The sequence below is a fragment of the Streptomyces sp. NPDC024555 genome (assembly GCF_055559335.1).
This window is the reverse complement of the sequence record NZ_JBVHKV010000004.1, coordinates 142,725-166,428: the sequence shown is the minus strand read 5'-3', so window position 1 is coordinate 166,428 and position 23,704 is coordinate 142,725. Positions and strand designations below refer to the sequence as shown.

At 73.9% G+C, this 23,704-nt stretch carries 20 protein-coding genes; 5 read left to right on the top strand and 15 right to left on the bottom strand.

Going from position 1 to position 23,704, the window contains the following annotated elements; all coding sequences use genetic code 11:
• Positions 1 to 2: 2 nt before the first annotated feature.
• The 13 genes from ACZ4FH_RS08395 to ACZ4FH_RS08335 all read right to left on the bottom strand — a co-directional run bounded on the left by ACZ4FH_RS08395 (position 3) and on the right by ACZ4FH_RS08335 (position 15,585).
• Positions 3 to 677: a pyridoxamine 5'-phosphate oxidase family protein gene (locus ACZ4FH_RS08395; protein WP_467303251.1), complete on the bottom strand. Its 675-nt coding sequence runs from the start codon at positions 675 to 677 to the stop codon at positions 3 to 5.
• Positions 674 to 1,633: a TauD/TfdA family dioxygenase gene (locus tag ACZ4FH_RS08390; RefSeq protein WP_467303249.1), complete on the bottom strand. Its 960-nt coding sequence runs from the start codon at positions 1,631 to 1,633 to the stop codon at positions 674 to 676. Before ACZ4FH_RS08390 ends, ACZ4FH_RS08395 begins: the two co-directional genes overlap by 4 nt.
• Before the next feature lie 128 nt (positions 1,634 to 1,761).
• Positions 1,762 to 2,763: a FomB family phosphonate monophosphate kinase gene (locus ACZ4FH_RS08385; RefSeq protein WP_467303544.1), complete on the bottom strand. Its 1,002-nt coding sequence runs from the start codon at positions 2,761 to 2,763 to the stop codon at positions 1,762 to 1,764.
• Between the two features lie 8 nt (positions 2,764 to 2,771).
• Positions 2,772 to 3,452, bottom strand: coding sequence for a maleylpyruvate isomerase family mycothiol-dependent enzyme (locus tag ACZ4FH_RS08380; RefSeq protein ID WP_467303247.1), 681 nt, complete (start codon positions 3,450 to 3,452; stop codon positions 2,772 to 2,774).
• Positions 3,449 to 5,689: an FAD/NAD(P)-binding protein gene (locus ACZ4FH_RS08375; RefSeq protein WP_467303245.1), complete on the bottom strand. Its 2,241-nt coding sequence runs from the start codon at positions 5,687 to 5,689 to the stop codon at positions 3,449 to 3,451. Before ACZ4FH_RS08375 ends, ACZ4FH_RS08380 begins: the two co-directional genes overlap by 4 nt.
• Complete coding sequence (locus ACZ4FH_RS08370; protein WP_467303244.1) at positions 5,686 to 7,659, bottom strand: aminotransferase class V-fold PLP-dependent enzyme; 1,974 nt, start codon at positions 7,657 to 7,659, stop codon at positions 5,686 to 5,688. Before ACZ4FH_RS08370 ends, ACZ4FH_RS08375 begins: the two co-directional genes overlap by 4 nt.
• On the bottom strand, positions 7,656 to 8,816 hold the full coding sequence (locus ACZ4FH_RS08365) for a nucleotidyltransferase domain-containing protein (protein ID WP_467303243.1): 1,161 nt from the start codon (positions 8,814 to 8,816) through the stop codon (positions 7,656 to 7,658). The genes ACZ4FH_RS08370 and ACZ4FH_RS08365 overlap by 4 nt, the downstream gene beginning before the upstream one ends.
• Positions 8,813 to 10,453, bottom strand: a complete 1,641-nt coding sequence (locus tag ACZ4FH_RS08360; RefSeq protein ID WP_467303241.1) for an amino acid adenylation domain-containing protein — start codon at positions 10,451 to 10,453, stop codon at positions 8,813 to 8,815. Before ACZ4FH_RS08360 ends, ACZ4FH_RS08365 begins: the two co-directional genes overlap by 4 nt.
• Entirely contained in the window at positions 10,450 to 11,430 is a 981-nt protein-coding gene (sbnA, locus tag ACZ4FH_RS08355) for a 2,3-diaminopropionate biosynthesis protein SbnA (protein ID WP_467303239.1), read from the bottom strand. Before sbnA ends, ACZ4FH_RS08360 begins: the two co-directional genes overlap by 4 nt.
• Positions 11,431 to 11,477: 47 nt before the next feature.
• Positions 11,478 to 12,338, bottom strand: a complete 861-nt coding sequence (locus tag ACZ4FH_RS08350) for an isocitrate lyase/phosphoenolpyruvate mutase family protein (protein ID WP_467303237.1) — start codon at positions 12,336 to 12,338, stop codon at positions 11,478 to 11,480.
• 29 nt (positions 12,339 to 12,367) lie between these two features.
• Positions 12,368 to 13,996: an AMP-binding protein gene (locus ACZ4FH_RS08345; RefSeq protein WP_467303236.1), complete on the bottom strand. Its 1,629-nt coding sequence runs from the start codon at positions 13,994 to 13,996 to the stop codon at positions 12,368 to 12,370.
• Complete coding sequence (locus tag ACZ4FH_RS08340) at positions 13,993 to 14,238, bottom strand: phosphopantetheine-binding protein (RefSeq protein ID WP_467303235.1); 246 nt, start codon at positions 14,236 to 14,238, stop codon at positions 13,993 to 13,995. The genes ACZ4FH_RS08345 and ACZ4FH_RS08340 overlap by 4 nt, the downstream gene beginning before the upstream one ends.
• 30 nt (positions 14,239 to 14,268) lie before the next feature.
• Positions 14,269 to 15,585: a condensation domain-containing protein gene (locus ACZ4FH_RS08335; RefSeq protein WP_467303233.1), complete on the bottom strand. Its 1,317-nt coding sequence runs from the start codon at positions 15,583 to 15,585 to the stop codon at positions 14,269 to 14,271.
• A gap of 229 nt (positions 15,586 to 15,814) precedes the next feature.
• Between ACZ4FH_RS08335 and ACZ4FH_RS08330 the strand changes: the two genes are divergently transcribed.
• Both ACZ4FH_RS08330 and ACZ4FH_RS08325 read left to right on the top strand, forming a co-directional pair.
• Positions 15,815 to 16,837: a hypothetical protein gene (locus tag ACZ4FH_RS08330; RefSeq protein WP_467303232.1), complete on the top strand. Its 1,023-nt coding sequence runs from the start codon at positions 15,815 to 15,817 to the stop codon at positions 16,835 to 16,837.
• Between the two features lie 133 nt (positions 16,838 to 16,970).
• Positions 16,971 to 18,242, top strand: a complete 1,272-nt coding sequence (locus ACZ4FH_RS08325; RefSeq protein WP_467303231.1) for an MFS transporter — start codon at positions 16,971 to 16,973, stop codon at positions 18,240 to 18,242.
• A 24-nt stretch (positions 18,243 to 18,266) separates the two neighbouring features.
• Here the strand turns inward: ACZ4FH_RS08325 and ACZ4FH_RS08320 are convergent, their stop codons facing one another.
• Entirely contained in the window at positions 18,267 to 18,653 is a 387-nt protein-coding gene (locus ACZ4FH_RS08320; RefSeq protein ID WP_467303230.1) for a peptidoglycan-binding domain-containing protein, read from the bottom strand.
• Between the two features lie 138 nt (positions 18,654 to 18,791).
• Positions 18,792 to 19,709, bottom strand: coding sequence for a sugar phosphate isomerase/epimerase family protein (locus tag ACZ4FH_RS08315; RefSeq protein WP_467303229.1), 918 nt, complete (start codon positions 19,707 to 19,709; stop codon positions 18,792 to 18,794).
• 145 nt (positions 19,710 to 19,854) lie between these two features.
• Between ACZ4FH_RS08315 and iolC the strand changes: the two genes are divergently transcribed.
• The 3 genes from iolC to iolD are packed head-to-tail and all read left to right on the top strand — an operon-like array spanning position 19,855 to position 23,698.
• Positions 19,855 to 20,880, top strand: a complete 1,026-nt coding sequence (gene iolC / locus ACZ4FH_RS08310; protein ID WP_467303227.1) for a 5-dehydro-2-deoxygluconokinase — start codon at positions 19,855 to 19,857, stop codon at positions 20,878 to 20,880.
• Between the two features lie 2 nt (positions 20,881 to 20,882).
• Complete coding sequence (gene iolB / locus ACZ4FH_RS08305) at positions 20,883 to 21,812, top strand: 5-deoxy-glucuronate isomerase (RefSeq protein ID WP_467303226.1); 930 nt, start codon at positions 20,883 to 20,885, stop codon at positions 21,810 to 21,812.
• On the top strand, positions 21,809 to 23,698 hold the full coding sequence (iolD, locus tag ACZ4FH_RS08300) for a 3D-(3,5/4)-trihydroxycyclohexane-1,2-dione acylhydrolase (decyclizing) (RefSeq protein WP_467303224.1): 1,890 nt from the start codon (positions 21,809 to 21,811) through the stop codon (positions 23,696 to 23,698). Before iolB ends, iolD begins: the two co-directional genes overlap by 4 nt.
• Positions 23,699 to 23,704 lie beyond the last annotated feature (6 nt).

Below are 23,704 nucleotides of genomic sequence, written 5' to 3'. Positions count from 1 at the left end.
CCTCAACTTCCTTCGCTGGTCGGGTCGGTGGTGCGGTCGGCGGTCGGGGTGCCGTAGAGCTGCCGCGCGTAGCGCGGGCCGTAGCGCTCCTCCAGGTCGGCGAGGGGGACGTCGGTCCACTCGGTGGCGCGGGCGATCCGGGCCCGGGAGGGGACCGCGTCCGGGTCCCAGCTGTCCGGATCCCACAGGGCGGCGCGCAGGAAGGACTTGGCGCAGTGGAAGTAGACCTCCTCGGGCTCGACCAGCAGCGCCAGCGCCGGGACGTGACCGCGGTGGGCCATGCCGGCGAGGAACGGGGCGCCGGTGACCAGCCGGCCGCGGCCGTTGACCCGCAGGGTGTCGCCGCGGCCCGGCACCACGAACATCAGCGCCACCCGCGGATTGCCGAGCAGATTGCGCCAGCTGTCGGCGCGCCGGTTGCCGGGCCGGTCGGGGAGGGCGAGCAGCCGGTCGCCGAGGACGTGCGCGAATCCGGGCGGATCGCCGCGCGGGGAGACGTCGCAGCTGCCGTCGGCGCCGGAGGTGGCCAGCACACAGAACGGGGAGCGGCCGATCCAGGCGCGTTCCAGCGGGCCGAAGCGGTCGGTGCTCTTGGTGTGGACCACCGGGTTCGGCGGGGCGATCAGCTCGCGCAGCTCCCGTTCGGTGGTGATCTCCCGGTACGGGCCGGTGGTCACTTCCGGGACCACATCCGGAACATGTACCGGTTGACCCCGTCGGGCCGGTCGGCGTCGAGGTCGATCTCCCGGGGTGCGAACCGGTCGACGAACGCGGTCCTGGAGTGCAGGAAGCGGTCGTCGGCGGAGACCAGGGTCTGACCGCGCTCCAGCCGGATCCGGTACTGCACGCCGGACTGGTCGAGCACCGCGTCGAAGAAGTCGAGGGCGGCCCGCTGGTCCTCGTCCATGGGGGTGCCGACCTTGGCGTGGGCGCCCTCCATATAGGTGCGGAAGTAGCGGACCAGGGCCTCGCCCTCCGGGCTGTAGCTGATCACCGGGGAGCGGAAGAAGCCGTCCTCGGCGGCGGTCATCCCGCGCTTCTCGAACCAGAAGTCACGGGTGAGGACGGAGAGGACCTCGGGGTACGAGCGGAGCGTCTCGTGCACCGAGCGGGCGTCCACCAGGATCGACTCGCCGCCCAGATAGGCGCTCTGCCCGCAGGACAGCAGCAGGTAGTCGATCGGCTCGGGGTCGTTGACCGCGTCGTTGTGCATGTGCGAGCCCTGTTTGGTCTGGTGGTAGCGGGCGCCCTCCTCGACGGTGCCCTGGTTGCCCCGGTCGTAGACCTCGATGAACCGCCAGCCCTGGTGGTTCTGGACCATCGGGCGGCCCAGCGCGCTGCCCAGCAGCCAGGCGTAGACGGCCTGGCCGCGCAGGGTGTCCACGCCCTCGACGCGGTCGTAGACGATGAAGTGGACCCGTGAGTCGATGATGTCGCGGGTGGCCTCGATCTCCGCGCGGAAGGCGGGCATCGGCCCGAGGCCGGTGCCGAGTTCGTCGATCCGCCGGCCGGCCGAGGCGGCGGCCAGTTCGGCGGTGCGCGCGGCGATCTCGCGCTGGGCGGCGGGACCGAAGGTGTGGATCGCCTCGGCGGGGACGGCGAGCGTGCGGGCGTCCGGAGACGTGGTTGGCATGCGCATGTCCAATACTTCGACGGAGGGGGCCGCGGGCGGTGCCCGGGGCGGATGCGGAAGGGGCCGGACGGCGGTGCGTACGGGCGGGGCGGTGCATGCGTGCGGGTGGTGCGGACAGGGGCGGGCGGTCAGCCGGACAGGCGCTCCAGCACCGCGTCCCGGACCTTCGGATCGCGCAGATCGGCGTTGACCCGGAAGCAGCGCGCGCTGCACACCAGGCCGGTCAGCTGCCGGTTCATCCGCATCAGCACCCGGCTGAACTCCGCGACGTCACGGCCCTGATGGGCCAGCACGTCGTCCTTCAGCCCGTAGGTCGTCACGGCGTGCGCGTACTGCGAGAGGAAGGCCTCGGCGGCGGCGGGGTCCAGCTCCTCCATCCCGGTCCTGCCGCCCGGGTTGTAGTCGACGACCACCACGTTGCGCACCACCGCCCGGTCCACCGGCCGGCCGCCGAAGACCAGCTCGGCCGGGGCCAGATAGTCCCCGCCCTCCAGATGCGGGGTCAGCCCGTGGCGGTCGATCAGCGGCCCGAACTGGGCGTCCCGGCGGATCCGCACCGAGGTCGGCACCCCGTGGGCGGCGCCCTCCCTCACCAGCACGTGCGTGTTGGTGAGGAAGCGCGCCCCGGCCAGGCAGGCCTGGGACAGGAACACCGTCTTCCCGCCCCCGTTCGGCCCGACCAGCAGGGTCCCCCCGCCCTGGTCCAGCGTGAACCCGGCCGCCTTCAGATGCAGATAGCCCCGGTCCACCGCGAACTCGGTGAGGACCCGCTTCACGAAGTACGGCCACACCGTCCGCTCCAGCCGCCGGCCGAAGACGTAGGAGCGGCGGCCGTCGGTGCGCAGATAGGCGGGCTCGCCGTGGATGTGGCTGAGGTAGTACCCGCCGCGGAACCTGCGCGCCCGCAGCGAGTCGTCGGCCGCCGCCGCCACCTCGGCCGGGTCGAAGGCGTCCCGGTCGAGGTCGAGGCAGTCCACCCGGTAGTCCGGCTCGGTCCCCTCGGCGGCGTCGCGGGCGAAGTACGCGTGCCCGTCGAAGCGTTCGAGGTTACTGGTGACCCGCAGGCTCAGCAGCCCCAGATCCGCGGTCCGGGCGGAACGGACCGGGAGGTCGGAGAGATCGAGGGGCATCGGACGGCTCACGGCCAGGCGGTGAGCTCGGGCAGCTCACCGCCGTCCACGGCCCGCGGCAGCTCCGCCGCGGGACGGCCGGAGATCCAGGCCGCCAGTGCGCGCAGTTCCCCGCGCACCGTCCGCCCCTCGCCCCAGGCCTGCCCGGTGTCGGTCGCCTCCAGCCGGGTCCCCTCCGGCAGCCGCGACCCGAGGAACTCCACCACGTGCGAGGAGAGTTCCGCGCTCCACTCCTCGCTGCGGCGGCCCACGTCCAGGTCCACCAGGTGCAGCGAGCTCTCCCGCCACCAGGCCAGCCGGGTCGCCCACAGCGGCGAGTTCCGGTAGGAGCAGGGAAGCTCCCAGTCGCCCTCGGACAGGGCCGCCCAGGACTCCTCCAGGGCGGTCAGCCCCTCGGTCATCTGCTCGGTCAGCCGGTCGACGGGCTGCCCGTGCAGCTCCTCGATCCGGCGGTCACGGGTCGGCCGGCCGCCGTCGTACACCTCGACCCGCTCGCCCTTGACGGCGTACCGCGCCTGCCGGGCGAAGGCCTGCGAGAGGTCGGCCAGATGGATCAGTACGTGCCCCCGGGTCCAGCCGGGCAGCGCGATCGCCTCACGTGCCTGATCCTCCGTCAACCGGGCGTCCAGCAGGGCCCGGTGGGCGGCGAAGATGTCGGCGAACTGCACGGCGGGGTCGAACTCGGTCATGCGTCGGTCCTCTCGGTACGTCCGCCCGGTTCGGCCGGACGGGGCAGGAAGGCATTGGTCCAGCACAGGATGTCCCGCAGGACATGGTGGTCCTTGTGCGGCCGCAGCGCACCGATCTGGTGGTACATCACACCCTCGCTGGGCGGACCCAGCACGGTGATCCGCCGCTCCACCCGGCCGTCGGCGCGGAACGGGTGGAACTCCGGGGTCAGGTCGAGCCCGCCGGGCACGAAGTCCGGCTCGTCCAGGCCCGGGTTGGCCCATTTGCGGACCAGCCCGCGGCGCAGCAGATTGGGATAGATCGGCAGGACGTCGCGGGCCGCGTCGAACCCGTGCACCCGGGCGTCGACCAGGGCGTCGACCAGCCGGTCCGCACCGGTCACCGCACCGCTCAGCCGGAACCTGCCACTGCCGGCGTCGCACTCCACCGAGGTGTCCGGGCCGAGCGAGACATCGACGAACCCGGCCTCCACCAGCGCCCGGACCTTCTCCATCGCCTCCCGCGAGGCGCCCTGGCAGAGCCGGTTGTGGTGGCCGGTCCACACCTCCAGGAAGGTGCGGTGCGACCCGGCCCGCAGCCCGCCGAAGTCGACCGCCTCGATCACCACCCCGCGCAGATCGCGCCAGGCCGCGTCCGCCGCCGCCTTCGCCGGGTTGTCCAGATTGCCCTGCGCGGCCCAGCGGATGTCCCGGTCCAGGAAGTCCAGCAGCGCCTCCCGGTACTCCGCCGCCGTGCGGTAACCCCCGCGCGGCACCGGGTCGATGGTCGCCTCCCAGGAGAAGACGTGCTCGGCGGCCCGGACGGAGTGCCGGTACGGGGACGTCCCGGCGGCCACCGCGGCGGCGAAACCGGCCGGATCACCGGCCGAGGACAGCATCCGCCCGGCGGTCTCCGCACCGAACACCACGGCCAGGAAGCTCCGCACCGCGGGCGCGACCGGCACCCCGCCCGGCCCGGCCGGGGCGTCGTCGAGCGCGTCCGCCCCGGTCAGCACCCGGTCCACGGCGGCGGCGGTGGCGGCGGCCAGCTCGTCCAGCGGCGCGGTCAGCGCGGCGGCCGCCGCACGGGGGTCGGCGAAGACACCGGCGTCGGCGAGGAACTTCTCGTAACCGGGCCGGGCGGCCTCGACGGCCGTCGCCCGGAACTCCGCGCCGTACAGCGTGCTGTACTGGATCAGCGCCATCTCCAGCACGATCAGCGGGAACAGATGCGCCTCGAAGTCGAGTTGGAGCTGCTCCCGCCCGCCGACCACATTGGGCCGGCCGACCGTGCGGCGCAGCTCGCCCACCGCCGGGACCGTGAGGAACGCGCCCCGGTACTCCAGCGACGCGATGTCGCGCTCCTTCTGGTTGTACGGCCGGGCGAAGGTGAACAGGCCGTTGCGGCTGAACGGGACCACCGCGTCCGGCTCCCGCCCGCTCGGCCGGTACACCAGCCGGCCCTCCTCGCCCCGCTCGAAGGTGCCGCCGCGCCCCTCGGTCAGATAGAGGATCACGTCGATGCCGGTCAGCCCCATGCCCAGACAGCCCACGGTGTGGCCGGGGCCGGTGCCGGGCACGTCCAGCGAGCGCTCCAGCGGATACGCGGACGGGATCAGGGTGCTGCCGTGCCCGGCGGCGAAGGCGGCCCACTCGGCGGTGCGGGGGGACAGCGCCGGATCGTTGGACGAGTGCCCGGTCAGCAGCAGCACCAGATCGGCCGTGTACGGTTCGGCGCCGTCCGCGGTGAGCACCGCCAGACGCTCGCCGCGCTCCTCCAGGTCGACCACCTCGGCCGCCCGCAGATCGAGGGTGACGCCGGGCGCGGCGCGCAGCAGGTCCACATAGCGCCGGAAGCTGTCCTGGAGCGCCTCGCCGTGCAGATAGCGCTTGGGCCAGTCCTCGGCGACCAGGTCGTAGGTCCCGTCACCGGTCGCGGCGAAGCGGTCGCGGCACCATTCGAGCAGCGTCGGACGGTCCTCGGTGGGCAGCAGCGGGCCCGCGTCGACCACGCTCTCGTCGGCGCCGAAGGCGACCTGCCCGACGATCCGGTTGAGATAGCTGGTGCGGCTCTGCCGGGGACTGTGCACCTGGCCGGAGCCGAATTCGCCGGACAGGTCGTACACCACGACCTCCAGCTCGGTGCCGCCGTCCGGGCGGCTGGTCAGGGCGGCGAGGCGTTCCAGCACATAGGTGCAGGTCGGCCCACCACCGACCACGGCGAGACGGGTGGGTCCGGCGGAACGGGGCGCGGTCACCGGTTCTCCTTCCCTGGGCGGGGACGGGGGGACGGGGCGGGGTGCGGGGCGGCGTGCTCCTTGCGGACCTCGTCCAGCGCGGTGAGCAGTCCGCGGACGTCGTGGTCGGTGAGCCGGCCCATGGTGGCGATCCGGAAGCCGCGCGCGTCGGCGCCCTGGGTGGCGTAGATGACGTAGCCGCGCTCCTTGAGCCCGTCGTGCAGCTCCCGGTAGCCGGGGCCGTCGTCGAGGAAGGCGTGGGTGAGCGAGACCGCGCGGTGCTCGGGCGGCAGCAGCAGCCGGATGCCGCGTTCGGCGAGGCCGGTGCGGACGGCGGCGGCGCGGGCCGCGTACCGCGCGTACCGGGCGTCGACCCCCTCGTCCAGCGTGAGGTCGAGCGCCGCGTCCAGGGCGCGCAGCACCTGGAGGGCCGGGGTGAACTGTGTGCTCCCGGAGCCGGTCTGGGCCCGGTAGTGCGCGTCCAGGTCGAGATAGAAGGTGCGGGCCGGGCGTCCCGCCAGCGCCTCGAAGCGGGCCCGGGGCGCGGTGACGAAGCTGATCCCGGGCAGACCCTCCAGGCACTTGTTGGCGGTCCCCACGCACCAGTCGACCCCGTCGGCCGTCACGTCCAGGGCCTCCGCGCCCAGGCTGCTGATCGCGTCGACCAGCAGGGAGCGGCCGAGCCGGGTGGTGATCCGGCCGATCGCGGCGACCGGATTGAGCATGCCGGTGCTGGTCTCGTGGTGGACCATCGCGACATGGGTGAGGCCGGGGTCGGCGGCCAGGGCGCGTTCGACCGCCGCCGGGTCCACCGGCCGGGCCCAGCCGAACTCCAGCCGCTCGGCCGGGATCCGGTGGGTCGCGGCGATCGCGTGCAGCCGCTCCCCGTAGTGGCCGTTGTCCAGGACCAGGAGCCGGCCCTCCGGCGGCACGGCGGAGCCGACCGCGGCCTCCAGCGCGGCGGTGCCGGAGCCGGTGAGGAGCACGGTGGCGTGGGTGTCCGCGCCGCCGCCGGCCACCTCGGTGGCCTTGCGGGCGACCGAGGCCAGCAGGGCCGCGGCCTCCGGCTCCCGGTGGCACTCGTCGGGCGAGCCGATCGCGGCGCGCACCAGCGGATGCACGTTGACCGGTCCCGGGTTGAGGAGCACGGTGCGCGAGGGCGGGATCCGGTCGGTGGCGATCTCGGTGTGGCGTTCGCCGGCCGGCCAGCTCTCCAGCGGGGCGAAGAGATGGGTGAGCCGGCCGGTGCGTTCGCCCCGGGTGATCACGCACTGGGCGCCGCGGCGGGCGTGCGCGGCCAGATGCCGGATCTTGCCGCGCATCGCGTCGGTCGCGTCCCAGGAGCCGGTGGGCCACAGCAACTCGTCGGCGGCGGACGGATCGGCGGCGTCGAGCCGGGGGAGTACGGGGCTGCCGTCGTCGGACCCGGTGAGGACGCCCGGGACGTCGGTCAGCGCCACGATCCGGACCGTGCCCGGGTCCCGGTCGAGCAGCAGGGCCGGGGCCTCGTCGCTGCTGACGATGCGCAGCGTGCCGTCGGCGGTGAGCACGCAGTCGCTGGAGAGCACCGGCAGGGCCTGCCCGTCCAGCAGCCGGCGCACCGCGTCCGGGTGCGCGTCCTCGGCGCCGTCGGGCCGCTCCCCGTACAGACCGGTGAGCTGGAGCGGCACCGCGCGGACGCCGAGCCGGCGCAGTTGCGTGGTCCACTCCCAGCGGACGGCGAAGGCGGGCGCGGTCAGGGCGAGCGCGGACCACGGGTCGCGGGCCGGATCGACGGTCCGGCCGACCTCGTGGCAGGCGGCCCCGCCACCGGTGACCAGGACCACCCGGCCCGGGTGCGCGGCGGCCAGATCGCGGACCTGGCGGGCGTAGTCCGCGACCGCCTCCGGGTCGGTGCCGCCGCCGGCCCGCTTGTCGGAGAACAGGCTGCCGCCGATCTTCAGGACGAGCAGCTCGGGGGTGCGGCCGGGTGCCGCCGCCGCACTGCTCACGCGTCGGCCCCGGTGGTCAGCGGCACGGCGGACTCCCCGGCCTCGCCGTCCCGGGACGACTGGAACAGCCGGGGCAGGAACGCCAGCGACCAGCGGGCGCGCTGGCCGTCCAGATCGCCGAACTCGTCGAGGTAGCCGAGGTCGTCGGGGCGCAGCCGGTCCAGGACGGCGGCGGGGACGGCGTCGGGGTAGAGCCGGTCGACGAAGTGCAGCGTGTAGTAGACGATGGCGCCCGCGTCGTACTGCTCGACCCGGGTGAGGAAGGACTTCCAGCCCTCCTCGTCGAGCCGGGCGACGACGAGGGAGACGTCGAGGAACTTGGCGATCTGCAGGTCGATGTTCTCGCCGATGAAGAAGAGGCTGGTCGCCTCCTTGTGCAGATGGGCGCAGAGGTCGAGCAGCCGGTCCTCCGGGTCGGGGACCCAGGAGTCCGTCCCGCACACGGTGCGCGGCACGGCCCGGTCGAGGAGTTCGGCGGCGGGCGCGGTGCGGCCGGACTTCTTCTGGAAGATGTCGTGCGTCAGATCGACGTCGAACTCCGGCACCGCGGCCCGGTGGCCGCTCTTGCGGTACGGCAGCTGCTGGCTCAGGTTCAGCCGCCAGAACACCTGGGTCTCGCGGCTGAAGGGTTCGACCCGCTCGCCGTCGGCGGCCAGATTGCCCTGGAGGTAGCCGAGCCGTTCCAGGACCTCGCGGGCGCGGGCGGCGTCGGCCCGGTCCAGCAGCAGATCGAGGTCCGTCATCCGGCGCAGCGCGGGATCGCCGTACTCGCCCTCGGCGAGCGTGAAGCCCTTGCGGACGGCGTAGCGGATCCCGGCCGCGCCGAACTCCCGGAAGATCCGCCCGAACTCGTCGGACAGGGCGTGGTTGCGCTCCCGGTTCGCGAGATACGCCCCGGAGAACACCCACGGGTACGGGAAGGTCCCGGGGCCCTTGCGGTCCAGACGGTGACGGTGCACATGGCGGCCGACCAGCGGCAGCAGCTTGTGCCGGGCCGCCGCGTCGGTGAAGGCGCCCCAGTCGAGGTCGGGCCGGTCGGCCAGGGAGCGGACCAGGGCGAGGTGGCCGTCGTCCAGACGGAGCCGGGCCAGGGCGAGCAGGAGGCGCGCGTGCGACGGAAGTTCATCGGTCCCGGGGAGCGGGGCGTCAGTGGTCATCGGTCACCCTTGGGGCTCTGGGCCTCGGCGAGGCGGCGGTGGTCGGTCTTTCCGTTGGCGGTGAGCGGCAGCCGGGTGTGCTCGTGCCAGCTGCGCGGAATCTGTCCGGCGGGCAGCAGGTCCTTCAGGAAGGCGCGCAGTTCGGCCTGCGTGACCGGGACCAGGGGGACGTAGTGCGCGGCGAGGTCGTCGCCCACCGCGGTGACCGCGCAGGCGGCGAGCGCGGGATGGCGGCCCAGCACCAGTTCGACCTCGTCGAGTTCCATCCGCACCCCGGCCACCTTGACCTGCCGGTCGTCGCGGCCCAGGTAGTGGACGACGCCGTCCTCGATCCGGGCCAGGTCCCCGGTGCGGTACAGCCGCCCGGTGGGGGAGCCGGCGTCGAAGGGGTCCGCGAAGAACGCCCGCGCGGTGGTGGCCGGGTCGTTGACGTAACCGCGGCCGACCGGCAGACCGCCCACGAACAGATCCCCGCTCTCCCCGGGCCCGGCGGCCCGCCACCCGTCCGGACCGGCGACCAGGACGTGCAGCACGGCGTTGGCGATCGGCCGGCCGACCGGCAGCCGGGGGAGGGCGAGGTCCTCGGCCGTGACCCGGTGGTGCGTCACGTCGTCGGAGCACTCGGTGGGGCCGTACGCGTTGAACAGCGCGGTCCCGGGAAAGGCGTCGGCGATCCGCCGGGCCAGGGCGGGCCGCAGCTCCTCGCCGGTGGAGACCAGCATCCGCGGCTCGGGCCGGATGCCGCCGGGCCGGGCGGCCTCGTCGGCCAGCCAGCCGGCCATCGTCGGCACCAGCTCCACGACCGTCGCCCCGTCGCGCCGCAGCGCCGCGGCCAGCCGCCTGGGGTGGCCGAGCTGGGCGTCCCGGACGACGGCGACGGTCCCCCCGGCCAGCAGCGGCGCGAGCATCTGCCACACCGAGATGTCGAACACCAGGGGCGAGGTGAACGCCAGCGTGTCCCGTTCGGTGATGCCGAGGTCGTCCAGCTTGGCCCAGAGGTGGTTCAGCATGCCGCGCCGCTCCACCACCGCGCCCTTCGGCGTCCCCGTGGTGCCCGAGGTGAAGATCAGATACGCGGGATCGGCGGGGCCGCACGGATCGGCGGGGTCCCCCGGGTCCTCCTCGGCGTCGCGGTGGCGGGCCACCGGCACGTCCGCGCCGGCGGCGGCCGCCGCGGCCGGGCCGTCCGGCGCCCCGGTGTAGTCCAGCAGCCGGGCCGCGCCCGAGCGGCGCAGCACCTCGGCGGTGCGGGCGGCCGGCCAGGCCGGATCGACCGGCAGATAGACCGCGCCGAGCAGATCGGCGGCCAGGAAGACCGTGACGGTGTCGGCGCTGCGCGGCCCGGCTGCGGCGAGCACCTGGCCGGGCCGCAGACCGTCCTCCCGGAGCCGGGTGGCCAGGGCGGTGGCCCGGCGGGCCAGGGTGCGGTAGTCGGTGGACCGGCCCGAGTCGGTCACGGCGGTCCGCCCGGGGTCGCGCCGGGCGGTGTCCAGCACATAGCGGTGGACCGGCCGGTCGAGCCGGACCTCCCGGGGCCGGCGCAGCGCCCGCGCGGCGGCCGTCGCCGCGGCGCCGGGGAGCAGCGGCAGCTCGGGGAGGGCGGCCGCCGGGGGCGGCCGGTGCGTCGTCGTGGTCATGCGCGCAGCTCCCTGGTGAGGGGCGCGGCGGCGGCCGCGCCGAAGTGGCGGGTGACCCAGTCGTCGTCGTAGACGGTGTCGAGGTAGCGCTCGCCGAGGTCGGGGGCGATGGCCACGGCGGTGAGGGCCCGGTCCGGGTCCTCGGCCGCGAGCCAGGTACGGGCGGCGCTGACGACGGTTCCCGAGGAACCGCCCAGCAGCAGCCCGCGCGCGGCGAGCCGGCGGCACATCCGGACCGTGTCCGCCTCCGGGACCCGCAGCACCTCGTCGACCAGACCGGCGTCGACCAGCGGCATCGGCTCGGCGGCGCCGAGCCCCGGGATGCGCCGGGGGCCGGGCCTGCCGCCGAAGTTCACCGAGCCCTCGGCGTCCACCGCGATCAGCCGCACCCCCGGGTGGTGGTCGCGGAAGTAGCGGGCGCAGCCGGTGAGCGTGCCCCCGGTGCCGACGCCGACGAACAGCACGTCCAGCGCGCCGAACTCCTTCGCGAGACCGGGTCCCGTGTGGTGGTAGTGGGCGAGCCAGCTCGCCTCGTTCTCGTACTGGTTGAGCCACAGATAGCCGCCGCTGCGCGCGCACAGCGCCCGCACCCTGGCCTTGCGGGCGGCCAGCAGACCGCCGTGCGCGGCCGGTTCCTCCACCACCTCCACGGTCGCCCCGAGGGCGCGCATCAGCCGGATCGTGGACGGGTTGCACTTCGCGTCGGTGACGCAGTGGAAGCGGAGGTTGCGGGCGGCGGCGACCACCGCCATGGCCACACCGAGGTTTCCGGACGAGGACTCGACCAGGGTGGTGTCCGGTCCGATCAGCCCGGACCGTTCGGCCGCGGCGACCATCCAGGTCGCGGACCTGATCTTGACCGAGCCGGCGAAGTTGAGCCCCTCGCACTTCAGATGGAGGTTGACGCCGAGCGGCCCGGAGAGGTCCACGAAGACCTCGGTGTCGAGCAGTTCGTGGGCACCGGTGACGACGGGCACGTCAACCGCCCTTCCTCGGAGGCGTTCCGGCCGGCCGGCGGCGGGGCTCAGACACCGAGCTTCTGCCACTCGGTGAGCCGCTGGAGCTCGAACAGGTCGCCGACCGAGGCGATCGACCCCTCGATGCCGGTGGTGTCGCCGTCCCGGTAGATCGCCTGGTAGGCGTCGCGCAGCGAGGAGACCGAGGCGCGCAGGCCCTGGTTGGCGTAGATCACCACGGAGACGCCGGCCGCCCGTGCCTCGTCGATGTGCCAGTCGGGGTACGTGGTGGGCACCACGACCACCGGCACGCGCCCGTCCCAGCCGTCGAGGAAGGCCAGCACCTGGTCCTTGGTGCGCTGCTTGGAGTGGACCAGGACGGCGTCCGCGCCGGAGTCGGCGTACGCGCGGCAGCGCTCCAGGGCCCGGTCCACGTCGAGGCCGCTGATCAGCGCCTCGGTGCGGGCGATGACGAAGAAGTCGGAGCTGTCCTGGGCGTTCTTGGCGGTACGGATCTTGGCGGCGAAGGCGGCCGTGTCCAGCAGGGCCTGGCCGTTGCCGACGAAGCTGTTCATCTTCGGGAACAGCTTGTCCTCGATGCAGACCGCGGTGATCCCGGCGCCCTCGAACTCGTGGACCATGTGCGCCACGTTGAGGTTGTCGCCGTAGCCGGTGTCGCAGTCGGCGACCACCGGGATGCTCAGCGCCTTCTGGATGTTGGCCGCGGCCTCCAGGTACTCGGTCATGCTCAGGATGCTGGCGTCGGGCAGGCAGCGGGACGCCGACACCTCGAAGCTGGACGACCAGACCGCCTGGAAGCCGGCCTCCTGGGCCAGGTAGCCGCTGAGCGCGTGGTGCGCCCCGGCGACGCGGACGATGTCCGAGCCGGCGAGGACGGAGCGGAAGGACGGGTGGTTGACGCGCAACACGATGGGTCTCCTTGCCGTGGCTACGGGGCTCATGAGGGGTCCGGGGCGCAGGACAGCGCCCGGTGGTCGATCTCTCCCTTGCGGGTGAGCGGCAGTACGGTGCGGCGGGTCCAGCGCAACCGCAGGTCCGGGTGGCCGGGTGCGCGGGCCAGTCCGTCGGGCGGGGCGCCGGGATCGGCGGCGGTGTAGAACACCGTGAGTTCGGGGACGCCGTCGCGTTCACCGGCGAGCACCGCGCACTGCCGCACTCCGGGGTGGCGGCGCAGCTCGCCCTCCACCTCCTCCAGGGCCAGCCGCCGTCCCCCGTACAGGAGCTGGCGGTCGGTCCGGCCGTGGTAGCGGACCTCCCCGGGGTGGAACGACACCAGGTCGCCGGTGCGGAAGGCCAGCCCGGAGGGGCCCGCGTCCGGGGTGGTGTCGCGCAGGTACGCCCCGGTGCGGACGGTGCCGTCACGGAGGTGCCCGAGGCCCACCGGCGCGCCCTGGACCAGGAGTTCGCCGATCTCGCCGGGTCCGGCGTGGCGCCAGGCGCCGTCCGGCTCCGGCAGTACGGCGGAGAGCACCGCGTTGGGGACGGGCCGCCCCCGGGGGACGCGTACCGCCGACAGGTCGCCGGGGCCCACCCGGTGGTGCAGCACGTCGTCGGAGCACTCGACGGGGCCGTTGGCGAACACCGTGGTGACCCCCGGCAGGACGGCGGCGATCCGGGAGGCCAGCGCGGGGCTCAGCTCGCCGCCGGTGGCGACCAGCAGCCGCAGCGCGCCCACGGGTCCCGGCCCGGATTCAGTTCCGGATCCCGTCCCTGGTCGTCTCCCCGGTTCCCGCCCCGAGGTCTTCTCGACGCGGTCCAGCAGCCAGCCGATGGCGGTGGGCACCAGCTCGACCACGGTGGTGCCGGTACGGTCCAGGGCTCCGGCCAGCCGCCGGGGGAAGGCCGTGTCGGCCTCGGCGACCACCGCCACCGTGCCGCCGGTCAGCAGCGGGGCGAGCATCTGCCACACCGCCGTGTCGAACACCTGCGGGGCGCTGTAGGCGACCCGGTCCTGATCGGTGAGACCGAGGTCGGTGACCTTCGCCCACAGATGGTTCACCATCCCGGCGTGGGCGGTCACCGCGCCCTCGTCGCCGCCCGTGAACTCGGCCGTGTAGAGGGCGTACCGGGGCTCGGCGGCACCGGCCCGCGCGCGGGGGGCCGGCGCCCCGGACGCGGTGCCGGGTTCCTCGTCGAGCGCGACGAGCCGCAGCGGAGCGGGGGGCGGCGGGCCGGGCGGGCCGTACCCGACGAGCCGGGTGGCGCCGCTGTGGCGGGCCACCTCGGCGACGCGCTCCTCGGACCAGCCGGGGTCGAGCGGGACGTGCACACAGCCGAGGTCCTCCATCGCCAGGAACACCGCGATCGCGGTGGCCGAGCGCGGACCGCGGACCAGCACGGGCTCGCCCGGGGCGCAGCCCGCCGCGCGCAGCGCGGCACCGTGGCGGCGGACCGCCGCGTCGAGCGCGGCGTAGCCCACCGCGCTCCCGCCGTCCAGGACGGCGGTGCGCCCCGGCGTCGCGAGGGCCTGCCGGTGGACCCGTCCGGCGACGGTCTCGCCCAGGTCGAGCGGGTGCGGGCGGCGCAGCGCCCGGTCGGGGCCGCGCAGCCTGAGCGGGGTGGTCACAGCAGCGGCTCCAGGGCGCGGCGCAGGGTGCCGGGGGTGGCGAAGGTGCCGGGCTCCAGCAGCTCCTCGGGGAACTCGATCCCGTAGTGGTCCTCGATCGCGGTGACCAGTTCCACCACGAGCAGCGAGTCGACGCCGACCTCCATCAGCGAGGTGTCGTCGGTCAGTTCGCGGTCGGCGGGCAGCTCCCGGCAGTACGGCCGCAGGAAACGCGCGAACTCGTCGGCAAGAGTGATGTTCATTACAAGAAAATCCTCCGTGGTCTAGACAATTCACCAGTGATTCGGAGTCCCGGACCGATCCACGCGGCCCGCCAGTTCCTTTGCCGTGTCGGTGTGTTGACCGATCGCACGGAAGATCGCCATTGCCTCGGAGCACAGTTCCTCGGCATCCCGGATAGCGTCGGGTGAACCTCCGGAGAATGTTCGGGTGAACAGCCGGGTCTCGCTGAAGCGGAACCGCAGCGTGGTCACCGTCAGATCGTGCGCCGGTGCGAACGGGCCGAGCGTGCGGACGCCGGTCGATCCCCCGGGGCTGCTGAGCACCCCGGTGGCGTCGGCGCTCTGCACGTCCACGTGCACCTGGAGGTAGTCGGCGCCGTCCTCCAGCAGCGCCGCCCCGTACTCGGGCACCGCGCACAGCAGCTCGGGCACGCCGAGCCTGGCGTACCGGGCCGCCCGCCACACCTGGCTCTGCACCCGCCCGACCAGCGCGGACAGCGGCTCGGCCGGATCGACCCGGCAGGTGAGCGGACGGTCCATCACGAAGTTGCCGGCCGTCGCCCGCTGCACCGCGTCGCGCCGGGTGGACACGGGCGTGTGCAGCAGGAATTCCGAGCGCCCGGAACGCCGCCACACCGCGACCGCGGTCACCGCGGCGAGGACCGCGAACGGGGTGGCCCCGCAGGCCTGCACCAGGGCGCGCAGACGCCGGTGGTCGTCGCCTCCCGGCACCTCGCGGTCCACCTGATTGCGGACCCACGCGCTCCGCGGCGCGGTACGCCGCAGGATTCCGGTGAGCGGACTCGTCCCGTCCGCCGCGCGCTGCCAGTGCGCTATTTCCGCGGCCGCTTCCCGGTCGCTCACCGCCCGGGTCCGGGCAATATCGGGAAAACTCCCCGCAGATTCCAGCGGCCGTCCCTCGATAAGAGCGGAAAGATCATTCCCGAGTAAGCTGCCGGAATACCCGTCGGAGACGAGATGGGCCACGGTCCCGAGCACCTGGAGGGGATCGCCTGACTCCTCCTCGATGACGTCGAATCGGACCCTCGCGGGAGTCAGGTGGACATTGTGGAGTTCGCTGCGAAGACGGTCGAATTCGTCCTCGACGTCATGTCCGTCCAGTTTTCTCGGTATTGCCTCAACCGGCTCGCCGGAAATCGTCTGGAGGAAGGGCGACGGGCCGACCGAACGACTGAGCAGCCCCTCGTGTCTGCTGGTCAGAGCGGTGATCGCCGCTTGTACGGCCTCGCGGCCGACACCCTCGGGGACCGCCGCACCGAAACTCACATTGTGAAAGATGCCGGGACCGAAGATCCCGTCGAGAAACAGCATGCTGCGCTGTTCGGCGGTCAACGGGAATGCATCCATCCGAGCACCTTCTTCTCATGTCGAGAACACGGGAAAGCACACTTGGACAAGAGGGTGCGGATCAGGCATGCCAACGGGACGCCCTTGTCCGGCTATCCGTGGCTCGCCTATACTCCCAACCGCTCTGCGAGCCATTCTTGAGTGGCGGATCTTCTCGCCACAATGCTGCACACATGGCAAGGAAGTGCAGGGACGAAAGTGGACAGTCACTGGATAAGGGGGATCTTGGATGGCAGCGTTACCCGGCCCGAGGCCAACAGCGGGAGGACCCGACGAGCTTTCGCGCGCGGTCTACCTGCACTGCCTGGTGAACGAGGGCTGCGACGTCCACGCCGTACGCCGGGCGCTCGGTCTCTCGCGGGCCGAGGCCGAATCGGCGGTGGCCGCCCTGCTGGAGCTGCGGCTGCTGCGCCCGGCCGACGCGAACGGCGTCCTGGCACCCGCCTCACCGCAGTCCGCGGCCGCCGACCTCATCGAGCCGTGGCAGCTGGAGGTCCAGGAGCGCCAGCAGCGGATGGCCGAGGTGGGCGACCGGATCCGCGGCTACGTCGGCACCTACGTCGACTTCCTGCACGGACACACCCCCGCCGGGTCCAGCTTCCTGGTCGACGACCTCGGCTCGCTCGCCCAGCGGATGCGTGAGGCCGCCCGCTCCTGCCGCAAGGAACTGCTGGTCCTGCGCCCCGCGGACGCGACGGCCGGACCGGGCGAGGCGCTCACGGACGCCGAGGACACCGCGCTCGCCGACCTCGACGCCGGGGTGGAACTGCGGGTCCTCACCCAGCACGCCGCCAAGTCCAGCCCCGCCGCCCGCTCCGGTCTGCACCGGCTGCACCAGGCCGGCGCGGAGATCCGCACCACCGCCGACGTACCGGTCCGCCTGCTCCTCTTCGACCGCGAACTCGCGGTCCTGCCCGCCGAGCACGCGCACCCCGCACCCGCCACCGTCGTCACCGACGCCCGGGTCACCTCCTTCCTCGGCACCCTGCACGACCGGATGTGGGACACCGCGGCCGCCCTCGTCCAGCGCGCCGACGAAGCGGCGCCCCGGCTCGACGCGGGCGACCTGCGCGCGACCATCCTCGAACTGCTCTCGGCCGGCCACTCCGACGACGCGATCGCCCGGATGCTCTCCATCTCCCTGCGCACCTGCCGCCGGCACGTCTCCGAGCTGCTCACCACGCTCAACTCCCGCACCCGGTTCCAGGCGGGCGCCGAAGCCGTACGCCTCGGCCTGGTGGCGGCCTCCTGACCCCGCGTCACCCGCGACGCCACGTCGGCCCCTCCGCGCCGACGCCCTTCCCGGCCGCGCACACCACCGCCCGCCCACGGCGGTGCCGGCAGCACGCCCTCCTCCGACGCGCCGAACGAGAAACGGACCCCGCATGGCCGCCAGCGTGCCCCCCTCCGCCGAGAAGACCGCGGTCCCGCTCTGGACCCGGGACTTCCGCTACTACTTCACCGCCCGGCTCGTCTCCCTGTTCGGCGACGCGATGCTGCCGGTCGCCCTGATGTACGGCGTGATCCAACTCGGCTACGGCGCCTCCGGGGTCGGCTACGTGCTCGCCTCGCAGATGCTCCCGCTGGCCGTGTTCGTGCTCTTCGGCGGTGTGCTCGCCGACCGCTTCACCCCCCGCCGGATGATGATGGGCGCCGACGCGGTCCGGCTGGTCGTCCAGGGCTGCGCCGCCGCCGCCTTCGCCCTCGGCCATCCGCCGCTCCTCCTGCTGATGGTCCTGGCCGCGCTCAGCGGCACCGCCACCGCGGCCTTCCAGCCCGGCGTCGCCAGCGTCGTCCCGCAGGTGGCCTCGGACATCCAGCGGGCCAACGCCACCCTCCGCGTCGCCGAGGCCGTCGCCACCATGGCCGGCCCCACCCTGGCCGCGCTGCTGCTGGCCGTCGGCGACGTGGCCACCGTGCTCGCCCTGGACGCCGGCACCTTCGCGATCAGCGGACTGTGCCTGCTGATGCTGCGCCTGGCGCCCGTACCGCGCCCGGCCCGCAAGGAGTCGACCTGGCGCAACCTCGTCGAGGGCTGGCACGAGTTCCGCTCCCGGACCTGGCTCTGCGTGGTCATCGGCGTCTGGATCATCAACGGCCTCACCACCTTCGGCCCGATCCGCCCCCTCACCACCCTCCTGGTGACCGACTCCTACGGCGCGACCGGTCTCGGCGTCGTCTGGACCGCCTTCGGCGCGGGCAACGTCCTCGGCGGCCTCATCGGCGTCAGACTGCGCCCCTCCCGCCCCCTCGCCGCCGGCGCCACGGCCATGCTCGTCTGGGCCCTGATGCCCCTCTCGAACGCCCTCGACCTCCCCCTGTGGAGCCGCGCCGCCTGCTTCGTCACGGGCGGCGCCGCCTGGGCCTTCTGGAGCGTCATGTGGGCCACCAGCGTCCAGTCCCACGTCCCCGGCGAGGTCCTCAACCGCGTCTACGCCTACGACGTCGCCGGCTCCCTCATCGCCTTCCCCGCCGGCCAGGCCCTCGCCGGCCCGATCAGCGAACTCCTCGGCGCCCGCAACGCCCAGACCACCTCCGTCGTCATCGCCACCCTCAGCTTCGTCGCCCTCCTCCTCGTCCCCGCCGTCCGCAACCTCCCCCGCGCGGAACACCCCGCCCGGACGACCGCACCCCGGACGGAGGCGGCCGAGACGTAACCGCCCCCCCGCCCGCCCTGGGTCTCACGCGTGCCAGAGCGCCCACCACGTGCGCGGCCCCACCATCCCGTCCGGGAGGAGCGGCGGATGGTCGGCCTGGAAGCGCTGGACGGCGGCGAGGGTGCGGGGGCCGAAGGCGCCGTCGACGGCGTCCCAGGGGAGGTAGCGGCGGTTGGCGAGGATGCACTGGACCTGGGAGACGCGGTCGCCCCGGTCGCCGAAGGCGGTCGGCGCGTCCCCGTCGTAGAAGGCGCAGACGGGGCTGGAGCCGGGCGGCGGCACGTTGGCGCCGTCGGAGGCCGGGGCCGAGGCGGTCGCGGGGGTGGTGAGCAGGGCGGCGGCGGCCAGGACGAGCCCGGCCAGGACCGGGGCGCCGGCCGCGCGGCGGACGGGGGGAAACGTGCGGATCACGGTGATCGCTCCTCGTGCGTGGATGCGTGCGTGGACGCGTGCGTGCGGTGACGGCGGCTGCGCGAGCCCCGTCCTCCCACCCGGCACAACACCGCGCACCGCCGTCACGTCACGGTGCGCCGTCACCCCGTCCGGCCGTCACCGCGGGCCGCCGCAGGACCGCAGGTACTCGCGGGTGCGGCGGGCGACGGGGAACGGGCGGTCCGGATCGCACGGGTACATGTCCTGCTCGACGATCGCGAAGAGGTCCACGTCGAGCCGGCGGGCGGCGGCGAGCACCGGCTCCAGGTCCGGCACCCCGCGCGGCGGTTCGCACATCACCCCGCGCGCCACGGCGGGCCCGAACGGCAGGCCCTCGGCCACGACCCCGGCCAGCACCTCCGGGTCGACCTGCTTCAGGTGCAGATAGCCGAGCCGCTCCCCGTACGTCTCGATCAGCTCGACGCTGTCGCCGCCGCAGTACGCGTAATGACCGGTGTCCAGACAGAGCGAGACGAGCTCCGGATCGGTGGCGTCGAGGAAGCGGGCCACGTTCTCCGGGCCGTCGATGTGGGTGTCGGCGTGCGGATGGACGACGATGCGCAGCCCGTAGCGGTCGCGCACCTCGCGGCCCAGCCGCTCCGTCTGGGCGGTGAGGTCGCGCCACTGCCCGGCGGTGAGCGTGCGGTCCTCCAGCACCTCGCCCGTCTTGTCGTCCCGCCAGAACGACGGGATGACCACCAGATGGTCCGCGCCCATCGCCCGGGTGAGCGCCGCGACGGAGGCGACATGCTCCCAGGTCCGGTCCCAGACGGCCGGTCCGTGGTGCAATCCCGTGAACACGGTGCCCGCCGACACCGACAGCCCCCGGCCGGCGGTCTCCTCCGCGAGCCGGGCCGGATCGGTCGGCAGATAGCCGTACGGACCCAGCTCGATCCACGCGTAGCCGGCGGCGGACACCTCGTCGAGGAAGCGCCGCCACGGCACCTGCCGCGGATCGTCGGGGAACCACACCCCCCAGGAGTCGGGCGCTGAGCCGATGCGGATGCGGGGCCGGGCGGACGCGGAGGTCGACATGCGGACCAGCGTCACGGCGCCGGACGAGGGGTGTCAAGCAGTGGTCCGGATGTCCGGACACATCATTCGTACGGTTGCGGGGGAGGAGTCCGGACGGAGGCCGGGCCCGGTGCCGGCCGCCGCACCGGTCGTCGAAGGGACCTGGATGTCTGAGCCGTACGACGTGATCACCATGGGGCGGATCGGGGTGGACCTCTACCCCCTGCGGACCGGTGTGCCGCTCGCCCGGGTCGAGACCTTCGGGAAGTTCCTCGGCGGCTCGCCCGCCAACGTGGCCGTCGCCGCGGCCCGGCTCGGGCGGCGCACCGCCGTCGTGACCCGCACCGGACGGGACCCCTTCGGCACCTATCTGCGCGACCGGCTGCGCGCGTTCGGCGTCGACGGCCGCTGGGTGGGGGCCGACGACACCTACCCCACCCCCGTCACCTTCTGCGAGATCTTCCCGCCCGACGACTTCCCCCTCTACTTCTACCGCCTGCCCAAGGCCCCCGACCTGGAACTGCGCCCCGGCGAACTCGACCTGGACGCGATCCGCGCCGCCCGGGTGTTCTGGATGACCGGCACCGGGCTGTGCGCCGAACCCAGCCGCTCCGCCACGCTCGCCGCCCTGCGCGCCCGGGGCCGGGCCGGGCTCACCGTCTTCGACCTCGACTGGCGGCCGATGTTCTGGGGAGGCCCCGGGGACGACGGCCCGCACCCCGAGGCCTCCGCCCGCTACCGGGAGGCGCTGGCCCACGCCACGGTCGCCGTCGGCAACCTCGACGAGTGCGCGGTCGCGACCGGGGAGCGCGAACCGTACGCCGCCGCCCGCGCCCTGCTCGCCGCCGGGGTGGAGCTGGCCGTCGTCAAACAGGGCCCCGCCGGCGTCCTCGCCGTCCACCGCGACGGCACCCGCGCCGACGTCCCCCCGCTCCCCGTCGACGTGGTCAACGGGCTCGGCGCGGGCGACGCCTTCGGCGGAGCGCTCTGCCACGGCCTCCTCGCCGGCTGGGACCTCGACCGCACCGTGCGGTACGCCAACGCGGCCGGTGCGATCGTCGCCTCCCGGCTCGCCTGCTCCTCCGCCATGCCGTTCCCGGACGAGGTCGACGCCGCCCTCGCCGCCGGAGCCGTCACCGCGTCCGTTCCGGCGGTGCTCCAGCCGGACCCGAGCGGCGGGGAAGGAAACTGACGATGCACGAGAACACCGCGGACACCCCGCGCCGCCATCTGCCGGCCGGCAGCGCCGCGCACGGCCCGTACGCCCTGGACATCGCCCCGGAGCGGGCCGGCTGGGAGCGGTCGAGCCTGCGGGTGCTGGAGCTGGAACCGGGAGGAGTTCACACACTCGTCACCGGGGAGAGCGAGTGGATCGTACTGCCGTTGACCGGTGGCTGTACGGTGCACACCGCAGATGAGATCTTTGAACTGCTGGGCCGGAAGAGCGTGTTCAGCGGGGTATCCGACTTCGCGTACGTACCGCGCGACGCCCAGGCACAGATCGCCTCCGGCGCAGGGGGCCGCTTCGCCCTGGCAGGAGCGAAGTGCGAGCGACGACTCCCCGCTCGCTACGGCCCCGCGCCGGAGGTACCCGTCGAGCTGCGGGGCGCGGGCACCTGCGCCCGGCAGGTCCACAACTTCGCCGCCGCCGACACCTTCGACTGCGACCGGCTGATCGCCGTGGAGGTCCTCACCCCGGGCGGCAACTGGTCCTCCTACCCGCCGCACAAGCACGACGAGCACCACCCCGGCGAGGAGTCCGTCCTGGAGGAGATCTACTACTTCGAGGTGGCCGGCGACGGCCTCGGCTACCACCGGGTCTCGCCCTCCCGCCCCGGCGGCACGGACGTCCTCGCCGAGGTGCGCACCGGTGACGCCGTGCTGATCCCCGACGGCTGGCACGGTCCCTCCATCGCCCCGCCCGGCCGCACCCTCTACTACCTCAACGTCATGGCGGGCCCGGGGGAGCAGCGGGAGTGGCTGATCCGCGACCACCCCGACCACCGCTGGATCCGCGACACCTGGCCGGACGCCCCGGCCGACCCCCGGCTGCCGCTCCCCGCACCGGAGGACCCCGCCGGACGGCCCGGCGATCCCGCTCCCCGCCCGGAGGACCCCGCATGACCGGCCCGCGCACCCGCCGCCTCACCACCGCCCAGGCCCTGATCACCTTCCTCACCCGGCAGTACACCGAACGCGACGGCCGCCGCCGGCGGCTGATCGGCGCCACCTGGGGGATCTTCGGCCACGGCAACGTCGCCGGCATCGGCCAGGCCCTCCTGGAGACCGGGCCCGCGATGCCCTACTTCCAGGGGCGCAACGAACAGGCCATGGTGCACGCCGCCGTGGGCCACGCCCGCCAGTCCGGCCGGCTCACCGCCCACGCCGTCACCACCTCCATCGGACCCGGCGCCACCAACCTCGTCACGGGGGCCGCGCTCGCCACCGTCAACCACCTCCCGGTGCTGCTGCTGCCCGGCGACACCTTCGCGGCCCGGCCCGCCGACCCCGTGCTCCAGCAGCTCGAAGTGCCGTACGCCGGGGACGTCTCCGTCAACGACTGCCTGCGCCCCGTCTCCCGCTGGTTCGACCGGATCACCCGCCCCGAGGCGCTGATCCCGGCCGCCCTCCAGGCCATGCGGGTCCTCGCCGACCCGGCGGAGACCGGCGCGGTCACGCTCGCCCTGCCGCAGGACGTCCAGGCCGAGGCCTACGACTGGCCGGAGGAGTTCTTCGCCCCGCGCGATTGGCACGTACGCCGTCCCGCGCCGGATCCGAGCGAACTCGACCGGGCCGTCCGGGCGGTGCGCTCGGCCCGCCGGCCGCTGATCGTCGCGGGCGGCGGGGTCCGGCACAGCGGGGCGGAGGAGACCCTGGCCGCGTTCGCCGCCGCCACCCGGATCCCCGTCGCCTCCACCCAGGCGGGCAAGGGCGTGCTGCGCCACGACCACCCCGCCGACGTCGGCGGCATCGGCCACACCGGCACCGCCACCGCCGACGACCTCGCCCGCGACGCCGATCTCGTCCTCGGGATCGGCACCCGCTACACCGACTTCACCACCGCGTCCGCCACCCTCTTCGCCGCCCCCGGCGTCCGCTTCCTCAACCTCAACATCACCGGCTTCGACGCCCACAAGCTCGGCGCCCTCCCGCTCGTCGCCGACGCCCGCAGCGGCCTCGAAGCCCTCGCCGCCGCCCTGGCCGCACGCCACTACCGCGCCGACGCGGCGTACGAGAGCGCGTACACCGAGGCGAAGGAGGACTGGGAACGGCGCGTCGACGCCGCGTACGCCACGCCCGACCCGGACGCCCGGCCCACCCAGGCACAGGTCCTCGGCCTGCTCGACGCGCTCGTCACCGAGGAGGACATCCTGATCAACGCGGCCGGTTCGCTCCCCGGCGACCTGCACAAGCTGTGGCGGGCCCGCGCGCCGTACCAGTACCACGTCGAGTACGGCTACTCCTGCATGGGCTACGAGATCCCCGCCTCGATCGGCGTGCAGCTCGCCGCCCCGGGCCGCCCCGTCTGGGCGCTCGTCGGCGACGGCACGTATCTGATGAACCCCACCGAGATCGTCACCGCCGTCCAGGAGAACCTGCCGGTCAAGCTCGTCGTCCTGCAGAACCACGGCTACGCCTCGATCGGCGGCCTCTCCGCCGCCACCGGGGGCGAGGGGTTCGGTACCGGCTACCGCCACCGGGCACCCGACGGCGGCTTCACCGGCGCCCCGCTCCCCGTCGACCTCGCCGCGAACGCCGCCTCCCTCGGCATGCGGGTGCTGTCCGCCCGCACCGTGCGCGACCTGCGCGAAGCGCTCGCCGAGGCCAGGGCGGCGGACCGCCCCACTTGTGTCTACGTCGAGACCGAAACGGCAGACACAGTGTCGGGCCCCCCTCCCGCACAGGCGTGGTGGGATGTGCCCGTAGCCGAAACGGCCACTCGCCCGTCGGCGGTAGAAGCCCGGGAAGAGTACCTACGCCATGTCACCGACCGACGCCGCCACCTCTGAAGGAGT

Bases quoted from the DNA above. Each gene is read 5' to 3' on its own strand.
- ACZ4FH_RS08390 (WP_467303249.1), bottom strand. From the start codon at position 1,633: ATGCCAACCACGTCTCCGGACGCCCGCACGCTCGCCGTCCCCGCCGAG.
- ACZ4FH_RS08385 (WP_467303544.1), bottom strand. From the start codon at position 2,763: ATGCCCCTCGATCTCTCCGACCTCCCGGTCCGTTCCGCCCGGACCGCG.
- ACZ4FH_RS08380 (WP_467303247.1), bottom strand. From the start codon at position 3,452: ATGACCGAGTTCGACCCCGCCGTGCAGTTCGCCGACATCTTCGCCGCC.
- ACZ4FH_RS08365 (WP_467303243.1), bottom strand. From the start codon at position 8,816: ATGACCACTGACGCCCCGCTCCCCGGGACCGATGAACTTCCGTCGCAC.
- ACZ4FH_RS08360 (WP_467303241.1), bottom strand. From the start codon at position 10,453: ATGACCACGACGACGCACCGGCCGCCCCCGGCGGCCGCCCTCCCCGAG.
- ACZ4FH_RS08340 (WP_467303235.1), bottom strand. From the start codon at position 14,238: ATGAACATCACTCTTGCCGACGAGTTCGCGCGTTTCCTGCGGCCGTAC.
- ACZ4FH_RS08335 (WP_467303233.1), bottom strand. From the start codon at position 15,585: ATGGATGCATTCCCGTTGACCGCCGAACAGCGCAGCATGCTGTTTCTC.
- ACZ4FH_RS08330 (WP_467303232.1), top strand. From the start codon at position 15,815: ATGGCAGCGTTACCCGGCCCGAGGCCAACAGCGGGAGGACCCGACGAG.
- ACZ4FH_RS08325 (WP_467303231.1), top strand. From the start codon at position 16,971: ATGGCCGCCAGCGTGCCCCCCTCCGCCGAGAAGACCGCGGTCCCGCTC.
- ACZ4FH_RS08315 (WP_467303229.1), bottom strand. From the start codon at position 19,709: ATGTCGACCTCCGCGTCCGCCCGGCCCCGCATCCGCATCGGCTCAGCG.
- iolC (WP_467303227.1), top strand. From the start codon at position 19,855: ATGTCTGAGCCGTACGACGTGATCACCATGGGGCGGATCGGGGTGGAC.
- iolB (WP_467303226.1), top strand. From the start codon at position 20,883: ATGCACGAGAACACCGCGGACACCCCGCGCCGCCATCTGCCGGCCGGC.
- iolD (WP_467303224.1), top strand. From the start codon at position 21,809: ATGACCGGCCCGCGCACCCGCCGCCTCACCACCGCCCAGGCCCTGATC.